The organism is Novosphingobium sp. fls2-241-R2A-195, assembly GCF_030209485.1.
GTDB classification, from domain to species: domain Bacteria; phylum Pseudomonadota; class Alphaproteobacteria; order Sphingomonadales; family Sphingomonadaceae; genus Novosphingobium; species Novosphingobium resinovorum.
The window spans coordinates 37,646-57,254 of record NZ_JARVRY010000008.1; the positions used below are offsets into that span (position 1 = coordinate 37,646).

A 19,609-nucleotide genomic window follows, 5' to 3' on the forward strand; every position below is an offset into this window, starting at 1 on the left:
CGGCGCTTCAGCAACGCCGGCCTCTTCGCGATATGGCCGCTGGGCTGGGCGCTTTCGACCAAATCCAAGCCGCGCCACATCCTTTTCCGCGCTCCATAGCTGGAATTTCCCATGATTGATGAACAGGACGGCACAATCCATTACGATGGTGCCGAAGGTGGGTGGGGCTCTGTACGCGGCATCGTCGAGACCGCTTGGCGCGAACGGCCGACGCCGGGCGCCCTCGATACACTGAGGCGGCAAAACAAGGTCAAAGGCTTCATGTGCGTCTCGTGCGCATGGGGAAAACCAGCCAAGCCACATGCGTTCGAGTTCTGTGAGAACGGTGCCAAGGCCACGCTCTGGGAATTGACGAGCCATCGCTGCACCCCCGAGTTCTTCGCCGGGCATACCGTCAGCGAGCTGCGGACATGGAAGGATTACGACCTCGAACAGCAAGGCCGCCTGACCCATCCCATGCGTTACGAAGCGGCGAGCGACACGTATGTCGCGTGTTCCTGGGAGGACGCGTTCGCAGCGATCGGACGCGAGTTAAAAGCGATCGATCCCGGCTCGGCGGTGTTCTACGCCTCAGGCCGCGCAAGCCTGGAGACCAGTTACCTCTATGCGCTTTTCGCCAGGCTGTATGGCCATAACAACCTGCCCGACAGTTCCAACATGTGCCACGAGACGACCTCGGTTGCGTTGAAGAAAGTGATCGGATCTCCGGTCGGCACCTGCGTCCTGGACGATTTCGACGTGTGCGACGCGATCTTCTTCTTCGGGCAGAACACCGGCTCAAACAGCCCGCGCCTCCTTCACCCACTGCAGAAGGCGGTCAAGCGCGGCGCGAAGATTGTCACGTTCAATCCGATCCGGGAGAAGGGCCTTGAGGAGTTCAAGAACCCCCAGAGCCCGTTGGAAATGCTCACGACGAAGAAGACCGAGATTTCCACGCTCTACCTGCAGGTCAAGGCGGGTGGCGACATCGCGGCGATAACGGGATTGATCAAGCACGTCCTGGCGGCGGAAGAGATCCGTTGGCGGGACGAGAATCAACACGTCCTTGATGTCGATTTCATCGCCCAGCACACGGACGGCTTCGCCGAGATGAAGGCCCACGCAGAGGCGACTAGCTGGGACGACATCGAACGCGAGAGCGGCCTTTCGCGTGAAGATCTCGGTGAAGCGGCCCAGATTTACATCGAAGCGCCCCGTGCGATCGCCATGTTCGGCATGGGGCTGACCCAGCATGTCCACGGCTCGCAGAACATCGCCGCGCTCACTAATCTGTGGTTGCTCAAGGGCAATGTCGGTCGCGAGGGTACCGGCATCTCTCCCGTGCGCGGACATTCCAACGTGCAGGGTCAGCGGACCGTAGGTATCTCGGAAAAGCCGGAACTCGTGCCGCTCGACAGGCTGGCGGAGCAGTTCGGCTTCGATCCACCGCGCGACGAGGGCCTGAACACCATCAAGGCCTGCCAAAAGATCCTGTCCGGCGAACTCAAGGCGTTCATCGGCCTGGGCGGCAACTTCATCCGCGCCATTCCCGAGCGCGAGCGGATGGAGGAGGCCTGGACCAGACTGCGTCTCACCGTCCAGATTGCGACCAAGCTCAACCGCAGCCATCTGGTGAACGGCGAAGTCGCATACCTGCTGCCCTGCCTGGGCCGGTCCGAGGAGGATGTCCAGGCAACCGGTTCGCAGGCCGTGACGATGGAAGATTCGCTTTCGTGCATCCACGGCTCGCTCGGCAAGAACACACCGGCCTCCGAACATCTCCGCTCGGAAACAGCGATCGTCGCAGGCATCGCCAAGGCGACCCTTCCAGCTAATTCCAACGTGCGCTGGGACGAATGGACAGGAGACTACGCCAAGATCCGCGATTGCATCGAGAAAACCTATCCCGAGCAGTTCCACGACTTTAACCGGCGCGTCTTCACGCCGGGCGGGTTTCATCGCGGCAATCCGGCGCGTGACCGGATATGGAAGACTGAAAGCGGCAAGGCGCAATTCAGCGTGCCCACCGCCATGCGCTCGATCGGCTTTGAGGACGCGCCCGGTCGTTTCCGCCTGATGACCTTACGGTCGAACGATCAGTTCAACACCACGATCTACGGCTATTCCGACCGTCTGCGCGGTATCGAGGGCACGCGGGACGTCGTGCTCATGAACCCGGACGACATCGCCGAGTCCGGACTGGTGCAAGGTCAGGTTATCGGGCTGGTCGGCGATGCCGGCGACGGGGTCCACCGGGAGGTAAGCGGGTTGACCGTCACCCCCTTCCTGCTCCCGCGCGGCTGCATCGGCGCATACTATCCCGAGATGAATTCGCTTATCCCCGTATGGTATCATGACGAGCAATCGCGAACGCCTGGCTCAAAGGGCGTACCCGTGCGGCTTGTTGCAAACCCATGAACGCACCTGGCGCACGCTGACGCGCCCGCAGTCCCAGGAGCGATTGCGACGGTGACACGTTGGTATCGGGTATGAGCGAAAGCAATCGCACGTCCAACCCGGTCAAGCGGGCCATCCGTCAACAGGTCGTCGGCATGTTCAACGACCGCGAGCAAGGCGAGGCACCGGTGGTGAGGAGCCGAAACGCGCTGTTCGCGCCGACATCGGTCGCCTGGCGGGTCCATGGTGACGTCGCCTCTATGATGGCGGGCGGCATCGCCAGCCTTTTGCTGCAGATGCTGCATCCCGGCGTTCTGGCAGGGGTGTGGGACCATTCCAATTTTCGTGCCGACATGCACGGCAGGCTGCGGCGTACCGCCCGCTTCATCGCCACAACCACGTATGCCGATCGGTCCGCAGCCGAGGCTATGATCAGGCGGGTCCGGTCCGTCCATGATGGCGTCAAGGGGCATCTGCCGGACGGCACGGCGTATGAAGCGAACGACCCCGCGCTTCTGGCGTGGGTGCATGTCACAGAGACCCATAGCTTCCTCGACGCCTGGATTCGCTACGGTGAGCCCTGGATGTCGCGTGCGGATCAGGATCGCTACTTTGCCGAGATGGCCTTGATCGGCGGGGCGCTGGGGGCAGAACCCCTGCCGCGCACGCGGGCCGAGGCGAACCGCCTGATGACCGGGATGCGTCCGGCGCTGAGGGCGGATGCGCGAACGGCCGAAGTCGCCCGGCTGATCCTGCATCCGATCGCAGCGAACCGGCTCGCGGGCCTGCCAGGGAGGCTCGCCGGACAGGCCGGTGTCGATCTGCTGCCACGCTGGGCTCGCTCGCTCCATGGCCTGTCTCCCTCGCCGCTTCGAACGCCGCTGGTGCGCGCGGGCACGCTGGGCGTCGCGCAGGCGCTGCGGTGGGCGTTCAGGTGATGGGCCGCCAGGACGAGCAGCTACGGGACCTGCACCGTGCAATGCACGACGCCGCGGCGCAGGGAGATTTTGAGCAGGCAGCGCAATTGCGCGACCGGATCAGCCTGTTGCGCGGCATGCCGGTTGGTGGGCCGGCACAGGACGTCGATCCCTCCGGTCTCGTTCGTCAACAACCGGGAGCGATGGGGCTGGGCACAAGCCGCGGGCACGTAAAGCCACCTCCTGGATGGACACCGCCGAAGAAACCGGACCCACTAACAAAGGGCCGCCGAAGGAGGCGCAAGGACCCGGACTGACCTGCGCCCGGTCGTAGGAAAGGATAACTTCGTTGCGTCTTCCGGGAACGCGGGGGCCTGCCGGAGGCTTTCTTCCTCGATACCGGGCGGCGGCCCTATCCACGCCCCGAACCGAAGGAAATCAACATGTCCCAAAGCGATCCGGAAACTCCGCGCGGCCCGATGGGCGATGCGCGCCCGGACTCATTCGATCCGCACAAGCAGAATGAAAGCGGCCAGAAGCCGGAGAAACTGAAGGACCGACCTTCGGAAAGCACCGTCAGGCCCGAAGACTATCCTGAAGACCAGCGCGCGAAGGGAGCCTGACGAAACGGTGTGACTCGGCTCAGCCGCCCGGTGACGCCGGTGCGGCGCGATGCCGCCATCAACACAGATCAATCAAATTTAGCCGGCGGGCCCCTTTTCTTTCGCTTTCTCTGTGCGTTGTGGAGCCAGGATAGTCGCCGCACCTCGCAGGCGATCAGCTTCACAGGCAAGGAGCGGAATCTGACTGACATGACCATGCGGCTGGAGCTCAGTCACTGGGCAATACGCCCCGCAACCCAACGGCGCGACTGCGTCTCAGGTGCGGCGTGAACCTGGCGTTCACTGCGGTGCGCATCGCGCAAACCCTCGCCGAGAGGTCCATCGCCTTCCTGGCGGACGACGAGCAGCAGGCCGAGGCCCTGGCCGAAGTCGTCAAGGCGCTGGCGCCGCAAGGGCATGTCGTCCACGTGCCCTCCAGCGACGCACTTCCGGGGGACACGGCTCCCGCGACGCCGGCGAACGCGGGGCGCCGCGCGTCGGCTCTGCGGGCCCTTCGCTTGGTGCAAGGCACTTCCGTCGCCTGCATCCTGAGCGGAGAAGCCGCAGCGCGGCGCTATCCCGCGCCTGATGCGTTCGACAGCGCCCCGCCCACGCTGCACCCCGGGGACGACGCGGACACCCGATCGTTCGCGATACACCTCGAAGAGCTGGGGTATGTCGCCGACGACCGCGTTGACGAACCGGGCGAAATGGCGGTGCGCGGCGAGGTCATCGATATCTTTCCCGCCGACGCCGGCGGCCCGGCCCGCATCGAGCTGGCAGCGGGCAGGATCGCCGCGATCCGCTCGTACGATCCCGGCACGCAGCGCACGGTTGGCGATCTGGAGCGTCTGGAGATCGGCCGCGCCGCCGAACCGCCGATTGACCAGCCGACGTCCATCCTTGCCCACCTGACGCCGGGGGTACTCGCTCTTTCCGATAAAGCCGACCATCGCCGCAGGCGCTTCATCCAGCTTGCCCGCGACGCTATGGGCGGTGCGCCCCATCGCCTGGATGCGATTGACGACATCGCCTGGAAAAAGGACTGCAAGGATTGGAGGGCGGCTCCGTTTGACGCGGACTTCACGCCGGTGCCGCGGTTCGCCAACGAGCGTTCGCCGCTTACCGCCATGGCGCGCTTCGTAAAGCCGCGGCTCGCTGCGGGACGCAAGTTCGTGCTGGCGGGCAGTGCGCGAGACCTGCGCTTCCTGCGCGGCAAGGTCGTCCGGCGCCTGTCGATGGAAATCGTGGAACTGGACGCATGGGCGGCACTGGATGACCTGCCGTCAGGCTGCGGCGGCAGCCTGACGGTGCCGATCGATGCAGGATACGTCGACGAGCGCATCGTTCTCGTCGCGGCGGTAGACCTGATGGGCAGTCGCGCATTGATCGGCGTTGGTGGCCCAACCGGCGCGAACCCGTGGCACGTCGGCATCGAAGTGCGCAGCGGCGACGTGGTGGTCCACGAGGACCATGGCGTCGGGCGCGTGCGGGGGCTTGAGGCCTCGCCGGTCGGCGCGGGCGACGACCAGTCCCCGATCGACAGGATCGTGCTCGAGTATGCGGGTGGTGCTCGGCGGCTGGTCCCTGTCGATGAGGCCGACCGGATCTGGCGATACGGCGCTGACGGCGACGCGGTGAGCCTGGACAAGCTGGATGGCTCATCCTGGGACAAGCGCCGCGCGGCGATCAACGCCGCGATCGACGAGAGCGCGAAAGCCCTGACGCTTCTGGCGCGTGAGCGCGAGACGCTGACAGCGCCGGTCATGGTGCCCGACCCTGCCGCCTACGAACGCTTCGCGGGCCGCTTCCCCTTCAACGAAACGGCCGACCAGGCGGGAGCCATCGCAGCCGTCCGCGACGATCTGGCGAGCGGCCGGCCGATGGACCGGCTGGTCATCGGCGACGTCGGCTATGGCAAGACCGAGGTCGCGCTGCGGGCTGCCGCTCTGGCAGCGCTGGCCGGCTTCCAGGTCGTGGTCGCCGCGCCGACCACCGTCCTCGTGCGGCAGCACCTGGAGACGTTCCGCCGCCGCTTCGAGGGAACGAAAATCGAGGTCGCCGGCCTGTCACGGCTGAGCAGTGCGGCAGAACGGAAGTCTGTGAAAGCGGGGCTTGCAGATGGCTCGATCGGTATCGTCGTGGGCACCGGCGCGGTGATGGCGAAGGGCGTGAACTACGCCAGGCTGGGGCTGGTCGTCATCGATGAAGAGCAGCGCTTCGGCGCTGCCGACAAGGCCCGTTTGCGCGGCTTGGGGACCGTCCATGTCCTCAGCCTGAGCGCCACGCCGATCCCGCGCACCCTGCAGGCCGCGCTGGTGGGCCTGCAGCAGATGTCCGTCATCGCCACGCCTCCCGCCCGGCGCCAGCCTATCCGCACCAGCATCGGGCAGTATGACGATGTGCTCGTCCGTACCGCGCTCACTCGCGAAAAGGGGCGGGGAGGCCAGAGCTTCGTGGTCGTGCCGCGTATTGAGGACATGGCGAAAGTCGCCGCGAAGATAAAACGCGCGGCCCCCGATCTGGTGGTGGTCGAAGCACACGGTAAAATGTCAGCGGCCGAAATCGACGACGTCATGGTCGGCTTTGGGGCTGGCCGGGGGGATATCCTGCTGGCGACCAACATCATCGAAGCGGGCCTCGACGTGCCGCGCGCGAACACCATGATCGTCTGGCGTGCCGATCGCTTCGGCCTGGCACAACTGCACCAGCTGCGCGGCCGCGTCGGGCGCGGCAACCGGCGCGGGCAGGTGATCCTGCTGATCGAAAGCGAGGATGCTATCGCCGCGCGCACGCTCAAGCGGCTGCGCACGCTCGCGACTTTCGACCGGCTGGGCGCGGGTTTCGCGATCAGTGGCCAGGACCTCGACATGCGCGGAGCAGGCGACCTCGTCGGCGATGATCAGGCCGGGCACATGAAGCTGATCGGCGTCGATCTCTACCAGCATCTGCTCCGTGTCGCGCTGAAGGCTGCGCGCGGCGAGGACGCCGAGCGCTGGAGTCCCGAACTCTGCGTGGGCATGAGCGGCGTGCTGCCCGAGAGCTGGATCCCGGAGGCGGATCTGCGGCTGTCCCTTTACCTGCGGCTCGCGCGTATCGAGACCGAAGAGGCGCTCGATGCATTCGATGATGAACTTCTGGATCGCTTCGGAACGCTGCCCGCCGAAGCGGCGATGCTGCTGGCCCATGCCCGCATCCGCCTGACCGCGCGGGCTTTGCGGATCGCGCGCATAGACGCGGGCCCGGCCGCGATTGCACTCACTCCGCGCCGCGATTGCCCGATCGACTTCGCCGCCACGGGCCTGGCGCAAAGCAAGGGACGGTGGATCCTTGCCGAGGCACTGCCGAGCGAAGCCGATCGTATCGTGCGCGTCGAACGCCTGCTCGACGGTTTCGAATGCTGACCTATCGGGCCCAGCCGTGCCTGCCGCGGGATTATCTTTAGATCGTGCCGGGTCTTTATGGGCGCGGCGATCGTTTCATTTGCAACAGTGGTCAGGTCCGACCGGACCACCAGCACATCCGAAAACATGGAGAGCAGGAATGGCAACCGTGAACGACGACGCGCCGCCTACCACCTCAAAATCCCGCGAGACCCGCGACGCCGCCTTGCAGACCCTCCCAGAAACGCGGGGTGACACCTTGATCGGTCGGACCGTGACGATCAACCGGCCCCGCGCGGAACTCTATGCCTACTGGCGCGACTTTGCACGGCTGCCCACGTTCATGGACAACGTCGAACGGGTCGACGTGCTGTCGCCGACCCGCTCGCACTGGGTCGTCAAGGCGCCAGGCGGAAGGACGGTCGAATGGGACGCGCTCGTCACCGAGGAGAAGGAGGGCGAACTGATCGCCTGGGCCTCCACCGAAGATGCCGACGTGCCCAACAGCGGCCGCATCGAATTTCGCGACGCAGGCGATCGCGGCACCATCGTCACCGCCACGATCGTCTACGACCCGCCCGCTGGCGTGGTGGGCAGGCTCATCGCAAAGATGTTCCAGCGCGAACCGGCGATCCAGGCGCGGCGCGATCTGCGGCGCTTCAAGCAGCTCATGGAAACCGGCGAAGTAGCCACCTCGTCGCGCACCCGCGCGCAGCTTCACGAGGAGACAGCCTGATGCGCGCGCTCACCTGGCACGGCAAGCATGACGTCCGCGTCGATACGGTCGACGATCCCGAAATTCTCAACCCGCGCGACGCCATCATCAAGATCACCTCGACCGCGATCTGCGGATCGGACCTTCACCTGTACGACGGGTATATCCCCACCATGAAGGCGGGCGACATCCTCGGCCACGAGTTCATGGGCGAAGTCGTCGAGACCGGGCCGGGATCGACGCTGGTCAAGGGCCAGCGCGTCGTCGTTCCCTTCACCATCGCCTGCGGCAGCTGCTACCACTGTGGCAAGCACCAGTACTCCGCCTGCGACAACGGCAACCCGGCCGACAACCAGGACATCGGCATGGAGCTTTACGGTCAGCCGATGTCGGGCCTGTTCGGCTACAGCCACCTGACCGGCGGCTACGCCGGGGGCCAGGCGGAGTACGTGCGCGTGCCGTTCTCCGACGTCGGCCCGATCGTGGTGCCAGACGGGCTCGACGACGACGAGGTGCTGTTCCTGTCCGACATCCTGCCCACCGGCTGGCAGGCGGCCGAGAACGCCGACATCGAGCCGGGCGACACTGTCGCGGTGTGGGGCTGCGGCCCGGTCGGCCTGTTCGCGGTGCAGTCCGCCTTCCTGATGGGCGCGGCGCGGGTGATCGCCATCGACCATTTTCCCCACCGGCTGGACCTCGCGCGCAGGTTCGGAGCGGAGACCATCAACTTCAAGCAATCGAAGACTTACGAAGCGCTGATGGAGATGACCGGTGGCATCGGACCTGACGCAGTCATCGACGCGGTGGGCTTGGAAGCGCATGGTTTCTTCGTCGATAATGTGGTCGATCAGATCAAGGCCTCGCTGATGCTTGGCACCGATCGCATCCACTCGATCCGCCAGGCCATCGTCGCCTGCCGCAAGGGTGGCCGCGTCTCGATGCCCGCCGTCTACGGCGGCATCGTCGACAAGTTCCCGCTCGGCGCCTTCATGGAAAAGGGCCTGACGCTCAAGACCGGGCAGACCAGCGTGCAGCACTACATGCCGGGGCTGCTCAACGCGATCGTCGAGGGCAAGATCGACACAACCTTCCTGATCTCGCACCGCATGAGCCTGGAGGACGCGCCCAAGGGCTACAAGATGTTCCACGACAACCAGGACGAAGTCACCAAGGTCGTGCTCAAGCCCGGCTTCACCGAAACCGCCGTCGCGGCAGAATAGGACACGCATCATGGCTGACAAATTCGCGATCGTCACCGGCGCCTCCACCGGCATCGGCTTCGAACTGGCGAGCATCGCCGCCGAAAACGGCTACGACCTGCTCGTCGTCGCAGATGAAGGACTGATCGAGGCGGCCGCACAGGACTTTCGGCTGCACGGCGTTTCGGTAGACGCGGTGCAAGCCGACCTGTCGACCCTGGAAGGCGTCGATACCTTGCTGGCCGCCACTGCCGGCCGCCGCATTGATCTTCTCTGCGCCAATGCGGGCCGGGGGCTGGGCCACGGTTTCCTCGAGCAGGATGTCGCTGACTGGCGCCGGGTGGTCGATACCAACATCACCGGCACCCTCTATCTGTTGCAACAGGTGCTCAAGGGAATGGTGGCACGCGACGATGGCAAAGTACTGATTACCGGGTCCATCGCAGGCTTCATTCCGGGCAGCTTTCAGGCGGTCTACAACGGCACCAAGGCTTTCGTGGACAGCTTCGCCGACGCGCTGCGCAACGAGATCAAGGAGGCAAAGGGCGTGACTGTCACGACACTCATGCCCGGACCAGTCGAGACCGAGTTCTTCGATCGCGCCGACATGCTCGACACCAGCGTGGGCGCGTCAGAAAGCAAGAGCGATCCGGCCGACGTCGCCCGCGACGGGTGGAACGCGGTGATGAACGGCGATGCCCACATCGTCTCGGGATGGAAGAACAAGATCCAGGCGGCGGTGGCGCATGTCACTCCTGCGACGATCCTGGCCGAGCAGCATCGCAAGATGGCGCAGCCCGGCTCCGCCGAATGACCATGGCGTGCCTCGATAAAGAGGCGCTGACCTCAGGCACTGCGAACCAAAGGATAGCGACATGAACACCACGATAGAGCGCACATTCAACAGTCGCCGCGACGCCGAACTGGCAATCGAGCGACTGGTACAGGAATACGGCTTCGAGCGAACCGACGTGTTCGTATCGTCGTTCGGCGATCAAAACAGCGCGGGCGATACGCCCAGCGGCGGGGATACCGCGACCCATCTGGAGCCGGAGCGCCACGACGCGCCGCTTTCCGAGCCGATATCCGTTTCGGTGGACGTCAACGATGACGCGCGCGCGGTCATCGTGGCTCGCGTGTTCGACGAAATCGCCCCAATCTAGGAACCTTGTGCGTCCATTTGGGGACCATTCAAGGAACCACGATCATGCGCCCGCTGAACGAGCCGGAAGATCGAACGCCATTGACGCCGCGCCAACTGCCGCCGCTCCCTTCGCCCGAGCGAGCAGGAACTGCTGTTCGACGCTGCCAGGCTGGGGCGCGGCGACACGATACCCGTCTGATGGAGGCGGGGGCCAATATCGATGCGGTCGATGCAGCAGGTAATGACGCGGCCAGCCTCGCGCGAATGCAGCGCGACGACAGCCTGCCCGGTGGCTTACCGAGCGCCGGGAAGGGCACATTGCAGCAAAACAGGACGGGCATGGGCCCAAGTCTCGAAGAAGAGGAGCGATATTCATGAGCGATGTTTCGATAGGTCCGGGCCCAGCCTCGAATAAAAAGACATCCGTGCAAGAAGAAGTGGACGCGCAAGCCGAGACCGATCGCGAAGGCGGCCGTGGACTTGCCGGCGCGGAAGCCAAGCCTTTTGCCAATCGCCCCCCGACCAAGGACGCGGATCCCATTCCGTCCGCATCCAGGGAGGATGAAAGCCCGTCCGCCGCTGACGGAGCCGCGAACCTGATTTGCGGGAGACGCAACGCAGGGCGGGAATGACGAAGCAAAAGAACTGGCTGCGCGGTTCACCTAAGCGGCAGTCAGTTCAAGCGAGAGAACAGATGGCGCTGGTAAGAAACGCGCACTCCAATGCCGCGATAAACTGGCCGAGGCGCACGAGACGCCATCCCCGGCATCTGCGCCGACCCAGGCCGGGCGCAAGAGTGCGACAGCGGCAAGCCAACTTCCATGATCAAAGCCATCGATTTGGTGACGCGGGAACTCTCAGGCGGCATGGGCGAGGCGTCCGCTGGGGCAGCGGGACGGCATTGCCCATGAGCAAGAGCACCAGTGTTATTTAAACGGCAAAGCCTGCGCCTCGGCGAGGGTTCCAGTCTCCGGGCGGGAACATCGTCACAACGGCCGGCATCCTTTCGGCGAGGAGCATAACCATGACGCGCAAAATATTGGTCACCGGCGCCAGCATCGCCGGAAACACCGTCGCCGCACTGCTCGGCCGTCACGGCGCTGATGTCACGGTGGTCGAGCGGGCATCGGCGTTCCGGGACGGCGGTCAGAACGTCGATGTGCGCGGTGTCGGCCGCGAAGTCCTGCGCCGCCTCGGGCTTGAACAGGCTGCACTCGACTGTGGAACCGGTGAGCAAGGTACGGTCTGGGTCAACGAGGACGGAAGCGAAGCAGCCAGGTTCGATGCCGACGAAATCGAAGGCGATGGCCCGACAGCCGAGATGGAGATCCTGCGCGGCGACCTCGCCCGGCTTCTCCACGACGCAACCGGAAACGAGGTGGCGTTTCGCTACGATGACCACATCGTCGCGATCGATGAAGAAGAGCAGATGGCGGCGGTTACCTTCGCGAGCGGCACTATCGAGCGATACGACGCCGTAGTCATCGCGGAAGGGGTCGGCTCGACCACTCGCGATATCATCTTTGCGGACGAGAACGTGCCGCGCTGGATGAACATGATCATCGCTTACTTCACCATCCCGCGAACGCCGGACGACAACCGGATGTGGCGCTGGTTCAATGCGCCTGGCAAGCGCAGTGTTTCGCTTCGTCCCGATCATCAGGGGACGACCCGTGCGATGCTGTGCCTCTCGAAGGAGCCGGGCGGCGAACAGGAATGGGATAGCGAACGGCAAAGAGCATTCCTGCGTGATCGCTTCTCGGACGCAGGCTGGGAGACACCCCGCGTACTGGCGGCCATGCACGACGCCGACGACTTCTACTTCGACGTGCTTCGACAGGTGCGGATGCCGCGCTGGTCGAAGGGCCGCGTTGTTCTTACCGGCGACGCGGCCTGGTGCGCCACGCCATTGGCAGGCGTCGGTACGACCCTGGCTGTTACAGGCGGCTATGTGCTGGCCGAGGAACTCACCCGCAGGGATACGGTCGCTCAGGCGTTCAGCGCCTACGAGAAGCAGATGCGGCCCATGGTCGAAGATGGCCAGCGCATCCCCAAGATCGCGCCGCGGCTCATGCATCCGAAAACCCGCCTGGGCATCAGGTTGCTGCATGGCACGCTTGGCCTGGCGAGCCTGCCGCCCATTCGCAACGCTGCAGTCAAGTTGCTGGGAGGTGACGGGGTCGAGGTTGATCTTTCAGGCTACGGCTGACATCACTGATGAATTGTTGCGTTTCTTGTGCGAAGCTCGGGCGGGGTGAAACACTGTCGGCGTTGACGGGCAGCAGGAGCACAGCAGCAGCGTTAAGCTCTTCTCCCGCTGGTTCTGCGAGGTAGCGTAGACGACGCGGAATAATCTTTTCCGCGCAGAGCCAGGCCCGGCAAGCGCAGGACGAACCGCCTGGCGTGTAACAAGCCTTCCGCCGAGTAACCTCGTCGATTTTCACGGCATGCGGCATCTAGCAAGGCGATACGGCGGGGCGCCAAGCCACGTACGCGGGCAGGCCGGTATGGGGCGGGGAAGCATTCACCAGATCAGGATGACTATTCCGCGCCCCACCAAGACGCGTTGAAAACGCGGCTACAGCGCGAATCGGCGCCGCCGCCCCGTCCAGCCAGCTCAACCGCGCAGGCTATCCGGCACGATGCCGCCATTGCTGGCGAGCTTGTCCATCACCGCACGATGAAGGGCGATGTTCTGTTCCGCGGTGCCGTCCGCCCCGGCGTGGACGTTAAGCTCCTCACCAAGTTCCTTGCGCGCGGCGAGACTTGAATCGAGATCGAGCAGCTTGAGAAGATCGACAATGGACGTGCGGTAATTGCCGCCATGATCCGCCTTCATTGAGGCCATCGCATCAAGCACCGCGCCGGAATATCATCCGCGCTCGAGAGCAGAACAAGAGTTCGGAGAGGCGGGCGTTACATAGGGTTGCTGATATCCATCACAGCAGCTTGTCGAGCATGATCGGCAGGTCGCGGACTCGCTTTCCCGTCGCATTGTAGATAGCGTTGGCGACCGCTGCGGCCGTGCCGGTGATGCCGATCTCGCCGATGCCGCGCGCGCCCATCGGCGTGTGGGGGTCTGGAATGTCGGTCCAGATCACGTCAATCTCGGGCACATCCATGTGGACGGGGATATGGTATTCGGACAGGCTCGGGTTCATCACCCGGCCATTACGTTCGTCGATCTGGGTTTCCTCCATCAGCGCCAGGCTAAGGCCCATGATGATGCCGCCGCGGAACTGGCTGGTCGCGGTCTTGGGATTGAGGATGCGCCCGCAGTCGAAGGAACCGAGGAAGCGGCTGACGCGCGGTTCGCCCGTGATCGCATTGACGCGTACCTCGCAGAACATCGCCGCATGGCTGTGCATCGACCAGTGCATGAGTTCGAGCGGCGGTGGCCCTTCGCCCGTCACTTCTATGCTGTCCTGACCCGCACGGGCGAGGATCGATGCGTATGTCTCGTGCCGCTCGGGTTCGTCACGCTTGCAAAGACCGGCATCCCGGCATGCCACGTCGTCAGGCTTGAGGCCCGCCAAAGGGGAATCGTTGCCGACGATCTCCAGCAGTTCCGTGATAAGCAGGCGGTGCGCCGCGATAACGGCTGCGCCGATGGCGGCGGTTTGCTGCGATCCTCCTGCCAGCACGGTGCCCGGAAGCGTGGAATCGCCATAATGAAAATCCACCGCCTCGATCGGCAAACCGAGCCGTTCGGCGGTGACCTGCACTTGCGCGGTGGCCGTGCCCATTCCCATTTCGTGCGCGGCGATCCCTACGCTGGCGCCTTTCGGGGTCATGGTCAGCCGTGCAGCGCCGCCGGGCATGCGGTAGTAGGGATAGGTACCCTTGGCGCAGCCCATGCCGATGAGCCATTCGCCTTCGCGTCGGCTGGCGGGAACCGCACTACGCGTCTCCCACCCGAACGCCTGCGCGCCCGTGTGCCAGGCATCGACGATGCGGCGCGAGGAAAAGGGCAGTCCGTTCAGCGGATCGGCCTCGGGTTCGTTGCGGATGCGCAGTTCGATGGGATCGATGCTCAGCGCTTCGGCCAGTTCATCCATGGCCGATTCCAGCGCGAAAGTTCCCACCGATTCGCCCGGCGCGCGCATGAAGGTATTGGCCAGCAAGTCCAGTTCGACCGTATGCACATCGAGTTCGATCGTCTCGGCGGCATAGGCGCTGCGGGCGGCGAGGATGAACGGCTCCGGCATCACGTTCGACGGCGTCTTGGCGGTGAGGCCGCGATGGATCAGCGCTTTCAGCTTGCCGTCCGCATCCGCGCCAAGGCTGACCTGCTGTTCGGTCAACGAACGGCCGCCGACCAGCCGATAGACGCCTTCGCGCGACAGGACGAGTCGTACCGGGCGCCCGCAAAGCTGCGCGGCGGCGGAAGCCAGCACATGATGTTGCCACATGCACTTGCCGCCAAAACCGCCGCCGACGAAAGGCGAGGTGACGATGACCTTGTCCTCGGGAATGCCGAACATCTGCCCGAGCGACCAGGCGGTATGACTGACAAGCTGGGAGGCGTCGTGGATGCGCAGGACATCATCCTGCCAGGCCACCGTCACGGCGTGCAACTCGATCGCGTTATGGTTGTGGCGCGGGGTCCGGTACGTCGCATCGATCCGCACGGCCGCAGCCTGCAGCGCAGCCTCGGCCTTGCCCTTCTCGTCATGCAGCGGCTGGCCCATGAACATCGCGGGTCTGGCCCCCGGACGGGCTTCGTCGAAAGCGGTGACGGCGGGGGCGCTCTCATAGGCCACTTCGACCAGAGAGGCGGCGTAATCGGCCTGTTCCTGTGTCTGCGCCAGCACGACGGCAACGGGCTGGCCATTCCAGTGGACCTGATCGTCCTGCATCACTGGAAGGCTGTCCCCGCCCGCCGCCTTGGGATTTGACATGAACGCAGGAGGCGGCGAGAGGCGGGGCGCATTGCGGTAGGTCATCACTTCGACCACACCTTCGGCGGCCAGCGCGTGAGCGGCGTCGAGGCTCGCGATGCGGCCCTTCGCGATCGTACTGAAGACGATGGCCGCATAGACCATGCCCTCCATCGGAAACTCGGCCGCGAACCGCGCGGTGCCAGAGACCTTCAGTGGCCCGTCGATCCTCGATACCGCGCGGCCCAGATGACCATGCTGCTGGCCGATCAGCGGATCGGGCACACCGCCCGGCACCCAGTTGTCCGGTGCCAGCGCTACCGCCTTGGCCATCAGGCCCTGCGCCATGCCTTGCACGAGGCCCTTGGCGTCCTTGGCGATGTTCATGCCGGGTCTCCCGTCAGTTCCTCAAGCACGGCGACGAGCGTGCGGCGGGCGAGTTCTATCTTGAAGCCGTTATCCCGCAGCGCGCAGGCCTGCCTCAAATCGGCATCGGCTGCGGCTGCGAAGGCGACCTGTCCGACAGGGCCGCCCCGCAGGACGTCTTCGGCGCGCCGTGCGCGCCAAGGGCGATGCGCAACGCCGCCGAGGGCCAGGCGCACATCGAGGATATGCCCGTCCTCGACGGCGATCGCGCCTGCCACCGAGACCAGCGCGAAGGCGTAGCTCGAACGGTCCCGCACCTTGCGGTACGTCGAGCGGGGGAGGGCAGACGGCAGTTCGATCGCGGTGATCAATTCGCCCTGTTCCAGTACGGTGTCGATGTCGGGGCGATCGCCCGGCAGGCGGTGCAACTCGGTCAGCGCGATGTGCCGATCGCCTTTGACGGTGCGTGTGTGGACGACGGCATCGAGCGACGCCAGCGCGACGGCCATGTCCGACGGGTGTACCGCGACACAGGCGTCCGATGCACCAAGGATCGCGTGGTTCCGGTTGAAACCGTCGAGCGCGTCGCAGCCCTGTCCCGGCTGACGCTTGTTGCAGCGCGAACCGCTCTCGTCGTAGAAATAGGCGCAGCGGGTGCGCTGGAGCAGATTGCCGCCCGCTGTCGCCATGTTGCGGATCTGGGCGCTGGCACCGGCAAGGATGGCGCGGGCAAGCACGGGGTAGCGCTGCCTTACGAGGGGGTGCGCCGCAATCGCGGTGTTTCGGGTGCCGGCGCCGATCTTCAGGCCGCCGTCATCCGTCTCCTCGATACCGATGGCAAGCCCGGACACGTCCACCAGCTTTTCGGGACGCTCGATCGTCTCGCGCATCAGATCGACGAGATTGGTGCCGCCTCCCAGATAACGCGCGCCGGTTCCGGCCTGCAGCACTGCATCTTGAGCATCGGCGGCACGGGCGTAACGCAGAGGTGTCATTCCGCTGCGTCCGTTTCGGGCATTGGTGACGGCGCAAACGTTGCCGCGATGGCATCGATGATTCCGTTATGCGCGCCGCAGCGGCACAGGTTGCCGCTCATTCGCTCGCGGACTTCCTCGGTGCTGAACGGCATTGTCGGGGCGTCGAGGTCATCCGTAACGTGACTGGGGACACCGCGCTGCAGTTCGTCCGCCATGCCGATCGCTGAGCAGATCTGGCCGGGCGTGCAATAGCCGCACTGAAAGCCGTCATGTTCGATGAAGGCCTGCTGCAGCGGATGCAGATCGGTGGCAGTGCCGACGCCTTCAATCGTCGTGATCGAGCGTCCGTCGTACTGCACCGCCAGCGCGAGGCATGACAGGATACGTTCCCCGTCGGCCAGAACCGTGCAGGCACCGCACGCGCCCTGATCGCAGCCCTTCTTCGTCCCGTGCAGGTGGAGGCGATCGCGCAGGAAGTCCAGCAGGGACACGCGGGGGTCGGAGGGGAGCTCGGCAGGCACTCCATTAACGACAATGCTCATCGCACGAACCTCCTGACGATGGATACGTCTGCTGGTCGAAAGACGCTTATCTGTAACGCAATGGGTGCTTGCGCGCCTGCATCGCGGCATGATGGCGTCGCCTTCAGACGAAGCGATAGGGTCCGCCGCGTTCGAGGGCTGCTCGATAGGCCGGTCGCGCGTGGATCTTGTCAAGCCAGGCGATCGTCGCAGGGCGCCGGACGTCCAGCCCGCCACGATCGCGTGCCGCTTCTAGCGGGAAGCTCATCATGATATCCGCGGCGGTGAATGTATCGCCTGCGAACCAAGGCCGGAATGACAATTCGTGTTCGACGAAATCGAGATGGACGTCGATCATCGGCTGCAGCTTCTTCTGCGCGGTTTTGCCGAGAAGCGGAATCCGACCGAGCACCAGATTGATCAGCAGGGGCGGCATCAGCGAGCCTTCGGCATAATGCAGGAAATGGCGATAGAGCAGCGCTGCATCCTCACCATAGGGTTTGCCCAGCCGCCCATCGGCTTTGGTCGTGATGTATTCGACGATGGCGCCGGTTTCGGCGACGATCCGCTCGGTGCCGGCAGGCTCGCGATCGACGATGACGGGCGACTTGCCGAGCGGATGAATGCGCCGCAACTCCGGAGGCGCTAGCATCGTCGCAGGGTCGCGTTCATAGCGCTGGACCTCGTAAGGCAGGCCCAGTTCTTCGAGCAGCCACAGAACGCGCTGTGAACGCGAGTTTTCCAGATGGTGGACGACGATCATCGGTGCATGCCTCTCCGTCGATTACGCGTACGGGGCCAACCGACGGCGAGCGGCTAGGTTGCCGCCCTCAGCCCCGCCGCGTCAGAGCGCCGAATGCCTGCTTCACCTTGGAAATCCCGAAACGAAGCGCCTGACCGGGATCGATATGCGGCATGGCGGGAATCTCATCAGGATTGACGACGGCATGGAGGATCGCCGGGCCGGGTTCGGCGAGCCAGGCATCCACGGCGGCGGTCAGTTCGTGCGGCTTTCGTGCCGTGAACCCGCGCGCACCGCAGGCCTGTGCGAAGGCGGCGAAGTCGAGGTTTGGGAACGAGGCACCTTCGCTCGGCGGCACGCCCGCGCCTTCCATTTCAAGGTGGACGAGGCCCCAGGTGCTGTTGTCGTAGACCACGACCTTGACCGGCAGCTTGTGCTCCACCGCCGTCATGAATTCGCCCAGCAGCATCGTGAAGCCGCCGTCGCCCGCATGGAGGATCACCTGCCGCTCGGTGTCGAGTGCCTGCACGCCGTTGGCGATCCCCATGCCGGTGCCGACGGCGGCATTGTTGAACGAGCCGGTGATCTGCTGGCGCCCGCTCTGGCGCAGCCAGTTCGCCGCCCACAGCGTGACCTCGCCGGTGTCCGTGACCCACACCGCGTCATCGGCGGCACGATCGCTGACCGCGCGGGCGACGGCCTGCGGGTGAAGCATGTCGGGCGATCGATCGAGCGCGGCCTTTTCGTCCAGCATCGCGTCCCACTTCGCGCGGTCGGCATTCACCGCATCGAGAAAGGCGGTGTCGCTTCGCTGCGGCAGGGCGTCGAGCAGCATGCGCAAGGCCGGGCGCACCGATCCGACGATGCCGAGGGCAACTGGGGTGCGGCGACCCAGCGCAAAGGCGCGTTCGTCGATCTGCACCACACGCGTCTTGGTGGGGAGGAACTCGGAATAGGGGTAGTCGGTCCCCAGCATCAGCATGAGGTCCGCCTGGTGCGGGGCATCGACGCCGGGCCGCCCGCCGATCAGGCCGATGCCGCCGATCCAGCGCGGATCGTCGTAAGGCAGGATGTCCTTGCCGCGATAGGTATGCATCAGCGGTGCATTCAGGCGGTCCGAGAGCGCTTTCAGCTCCTCCGCAGCGGCGTGACAGCCAAAGCCGCATAGGACGGCCACGGTCTTCGCCTCGCCGATCATCTGCGCCAGCGCGGAGATGTCGGCCGCTGCCGGTGCGACTTCGGGCCGGGGGCGCAGGGTGGCGATGCTCGGCACCGACGACGAAACCTTCGCGGCGAAGACCTCGGGCGGGATGGAGATGTGCGCAACGCCGCGCTCGCCATACGCATGCGCGATCGCCTGCTGGATCACCGCTGCCGCCTGATCGGGCGAGGCGATGATCTCGCTGTAGACGCCGACGTCGCGGAACAGCGCGACCGGATCGTCCTCCTGCAGGTAGTCGCTGCCGCGCTTGGCGGTGGCGACGCCGCCCGAGATGGCAAGGACCGGCGCGTGGTCCTTGCGGGCCTCGTAAAGCCCGGCGACGAGGTGATTCGCGCCCGGGCCGGTGGTGCCGCAGCATACGCCAAGGCGGCCGGTGACTTTGGCTTGCCCTGCGGCGGCGAGCGCGGCGCCTTCCTCATGGCGCACACCGATCCAGCGGACCTTGTCCTGGCGGCGGATCGCATCGGTGAAGGGATTGAGCGCATCGCCGACAATGCCGAAGACCTGACGGGCGCCGATCTCGTCAAGCGTGGCGACAAGCAGTTCGGCTACGGTAAGGGACATG

At 65.1% G+C, this 19,609-nt stretch carries 17 protein-coding genes and 1 pseudogene; 12 read left to right on the top strand and 6 right to left on the bottom strand.

Features of this window, described 5'->3' with window-relative positions; genetic code table 11:
- Positions 1–111: 111 nt before the first annotated feature.
- The 12 genes from QRN25_RS08595 (at position 112) to QRN25_RS08650 (ending at position 12,545) form a co-directional block, all read left to right on the top strand.
- Positions 112–2,397 (top strand): FdhF/YdeP family oxidoreductase, encoded by a 2,286-nt coding sequence (locus tag QRN25_RS08595; protein ID WP_285018728.1) that lies wholly within the window; start codon positions 112–114, stop codon positions 2,395–2,397.
- 71 nt (positions 2,398–2,468) lie between these two features.
- A complete protein-coding gene (locus tag QRN25_RS08600) occupies positions 2,469–3,314 on the top strand; it encodes an oxygenase MpaB family protein (protein ID WP_285018730.1) in 846 nt (281 codons plus the stop codon).
- Complete coding sequence (locus QRN25_RS08605; RefSeq protein WP_285018732.1) at positions 3,314–3,610, top strand: UvrB/UvrC motif-containing protein; 297 nt, start codon at positions 3,314–3,316, stop codon at positions 3,608–3,610. Before QRN25_RS08600 ends, QRN25_RS08605 begins: the two co-directional genes overlap by 1 nt.
- A 126-nt stretch (positions 3,611–3,736) precedes the next feature.
- Positions 3,737–3,916, top strand: coding sequence for a hypothetical protein (locus QRN25_RS08610; protein ID WP_285018736.1), 180 nt, complete (start codon positions 3,737–3,739; stop codon positions 3,914–3,916).
- Positions 3,917–4,182: 266 nt separating this feature from the next.
- On the top strand, positions 4,183–7,299 hold the full coding sequence (locus tag QRN25_RS08615; RefSeq protein ID WP_285018738.1) for a TRCF domain-containing protein: 3,117 nt from the start codon (positions 4,183–4,185) through the stop codon (positions 7,297–7,299).
- Between the two features lie 139 nt (positions 7,300–7,438).
- The gene (locus tag QRN25_RS08620) at positions 7,439–8,014 is read left to right on the top strand and encodes an SRPBCC family protein (RefSeq protein ID WP_285018741.1); all 576 of its coding nucleotides are present in this window, start codon (positions 7,439–7,441) and stop codon (positions 8,012–8,014) included.
- Positions 8,014–9,213: a zinc-dependent alcohol dehydrogenase gene (locus QRN25_RS08625; protein ID WP_285018743.1), complete on the top strand. Its 1,200-nt coding sequence runs from the start codon at positions 8,014–8,016 to the stop codon at positions 9,211–9,213. The genes QRN25_RS08620 and QRN25_RS08625 overlap by 1 nt, the downstream gene beginning before the upstream one ends.
- Before the next feature lie 10 nt (positions 9,214–9,223).
- The gene (locus tag QRN25_RS08630; protein WP_285018744.1) at positions 9,224–10,006 is read left to right on the top strand and encodes an SDR family NAD(P)-dependent oxidoreductase; all 783 of its coding nucleotides are present in this window, start codon (positions 9,224–9,226) and stop codon (positions 10,004–10,006) included.
- 61 nt (positions 10,007–10,067) lie between these two features.
- Positions 10,068–10,355, top strand: coding sequence for a hypothetical protein (locus QRN25_RS08635; protein ID WP_285018747.1), 288 nt, complete (start codon positions 10,068–10,070; stop codon positions 10,353–10,355).
- A gap of 44 nt (positions 10,356–10,399) precedes the next feature.
- On the top strand, positions 10,400–10,714 hold the full coding sequence (locus QRN25_RS08640; RefSeq protein ID WP_285018749.1) for a hypothetical protein: 315 nt from the start codon (positions 10,400–10,402) through the stop codon (positions 10,712–10,714).
- Positions 10,711–10,968, top strand: coding sequence for a hypothetical protein (locus QRN25_RS08645; protein ID WP_285018751.1), 258 nt, complete (start codon positions 10,711–10,713; stop codon positions 10,966–10,968). The genes QRN25_RS08640 and QRN25_RS08645 overlap by 4 nt, the downstream gene beginning before the upstream one ends.
- Before the next feature lie 392 nt (positions 10,969–11,360).
- Positions 11,361–12,545, top strand: a complete 1,185-nt coding sequence (locus QRN25_RS08650; protein ID WP_285018754.1) for an FAD-dependent monooxygenase — start codon at positions 11,361–11,363, stop codon at positions 12,543–12,545.
- Between the two features lie 408 nt (positions 12,546–12,953).
- On the opposite strand, the pseudogene QRN25_RS08655 reads toward QRN25_RS08650, so the two are convergent.
- The 6 genes and pseudogenes from QRN25_RS08655 to QRN25_RS08680 all read right to left on the bottom strand — a co-directional run.
- A pseudogene (locus QRN25_RS08655) lies at positions 12,954–13,202 on the bottom strand (DUF3597 family protein); the annotation flags it as partial.
- 73 nt (positions 13,203–13,275) lie between these two features.
- Positions 13,276–15,603 (bottom strand): xanthine dehydrogenase family protein molybdopterin-binding subunit, encoded by a 2,328-nt coding sequence (locus tag QRN25_RS08660; protein ID WP_285018757.1) that lies wholly within the window; start codon positions 15,601–15,603, stop codon positions 13,276–13,278.
- Complete coding sequence (locus tag QRN25_RS08665) at positions 15,600–16,577, bottom strand: FAD binding domain-containing protein (protein WP_285018759.1); 978 nt, start codon at positions 16,575–16,577, stop codon at positions 15,600–15,602. Before QRN25_RS08665 ends, QRN25_RS08660 begins: the two co-directional genes overlap by 4 nt.
- Positions 16,574–17,101 (bottom strand): 2Fe-2S iron-sulfur cluster-binding protein, encoded by a 528-nt coding sequence (locus QRN25_RS08670; RefSeq protein ID WP_285018762.1) that lies wholly within the window; start codon positions 17,099–17,101, stop codon positions 16,574–16,576. Before QRN25_RS08670 ends, QRN25_RS08665 begins: the two co-directional genes overlap by 4 nt.
- A 103-nt stretch (positions 17,102–17,204) precedes the next feature.
- Entirely contained in the window at positions 17,205–17,843 is a 639-nt protein-coding gene (locus QRN25_RS08675; protein WP_285018765.1) for a glutathione S-transferase family protein, read from the bottom strand.
- Between the two features lie 67 nt (positions 17,844–17,910).
- The gene (locus QRN25_RS08680) at positions 17,911–19,608 is read right to left on the bottom strand and encodes a thiamine pyrophosphate-dependent enzyme (protein WP_285018767.1); all 1,698 of its coding nucleotides are present in this window, start codon (positions 19,606–19,608) and stop codon (positions 17,911–17,913) included.
- Position 19,609: the final 1 nt, after the last annotated feature.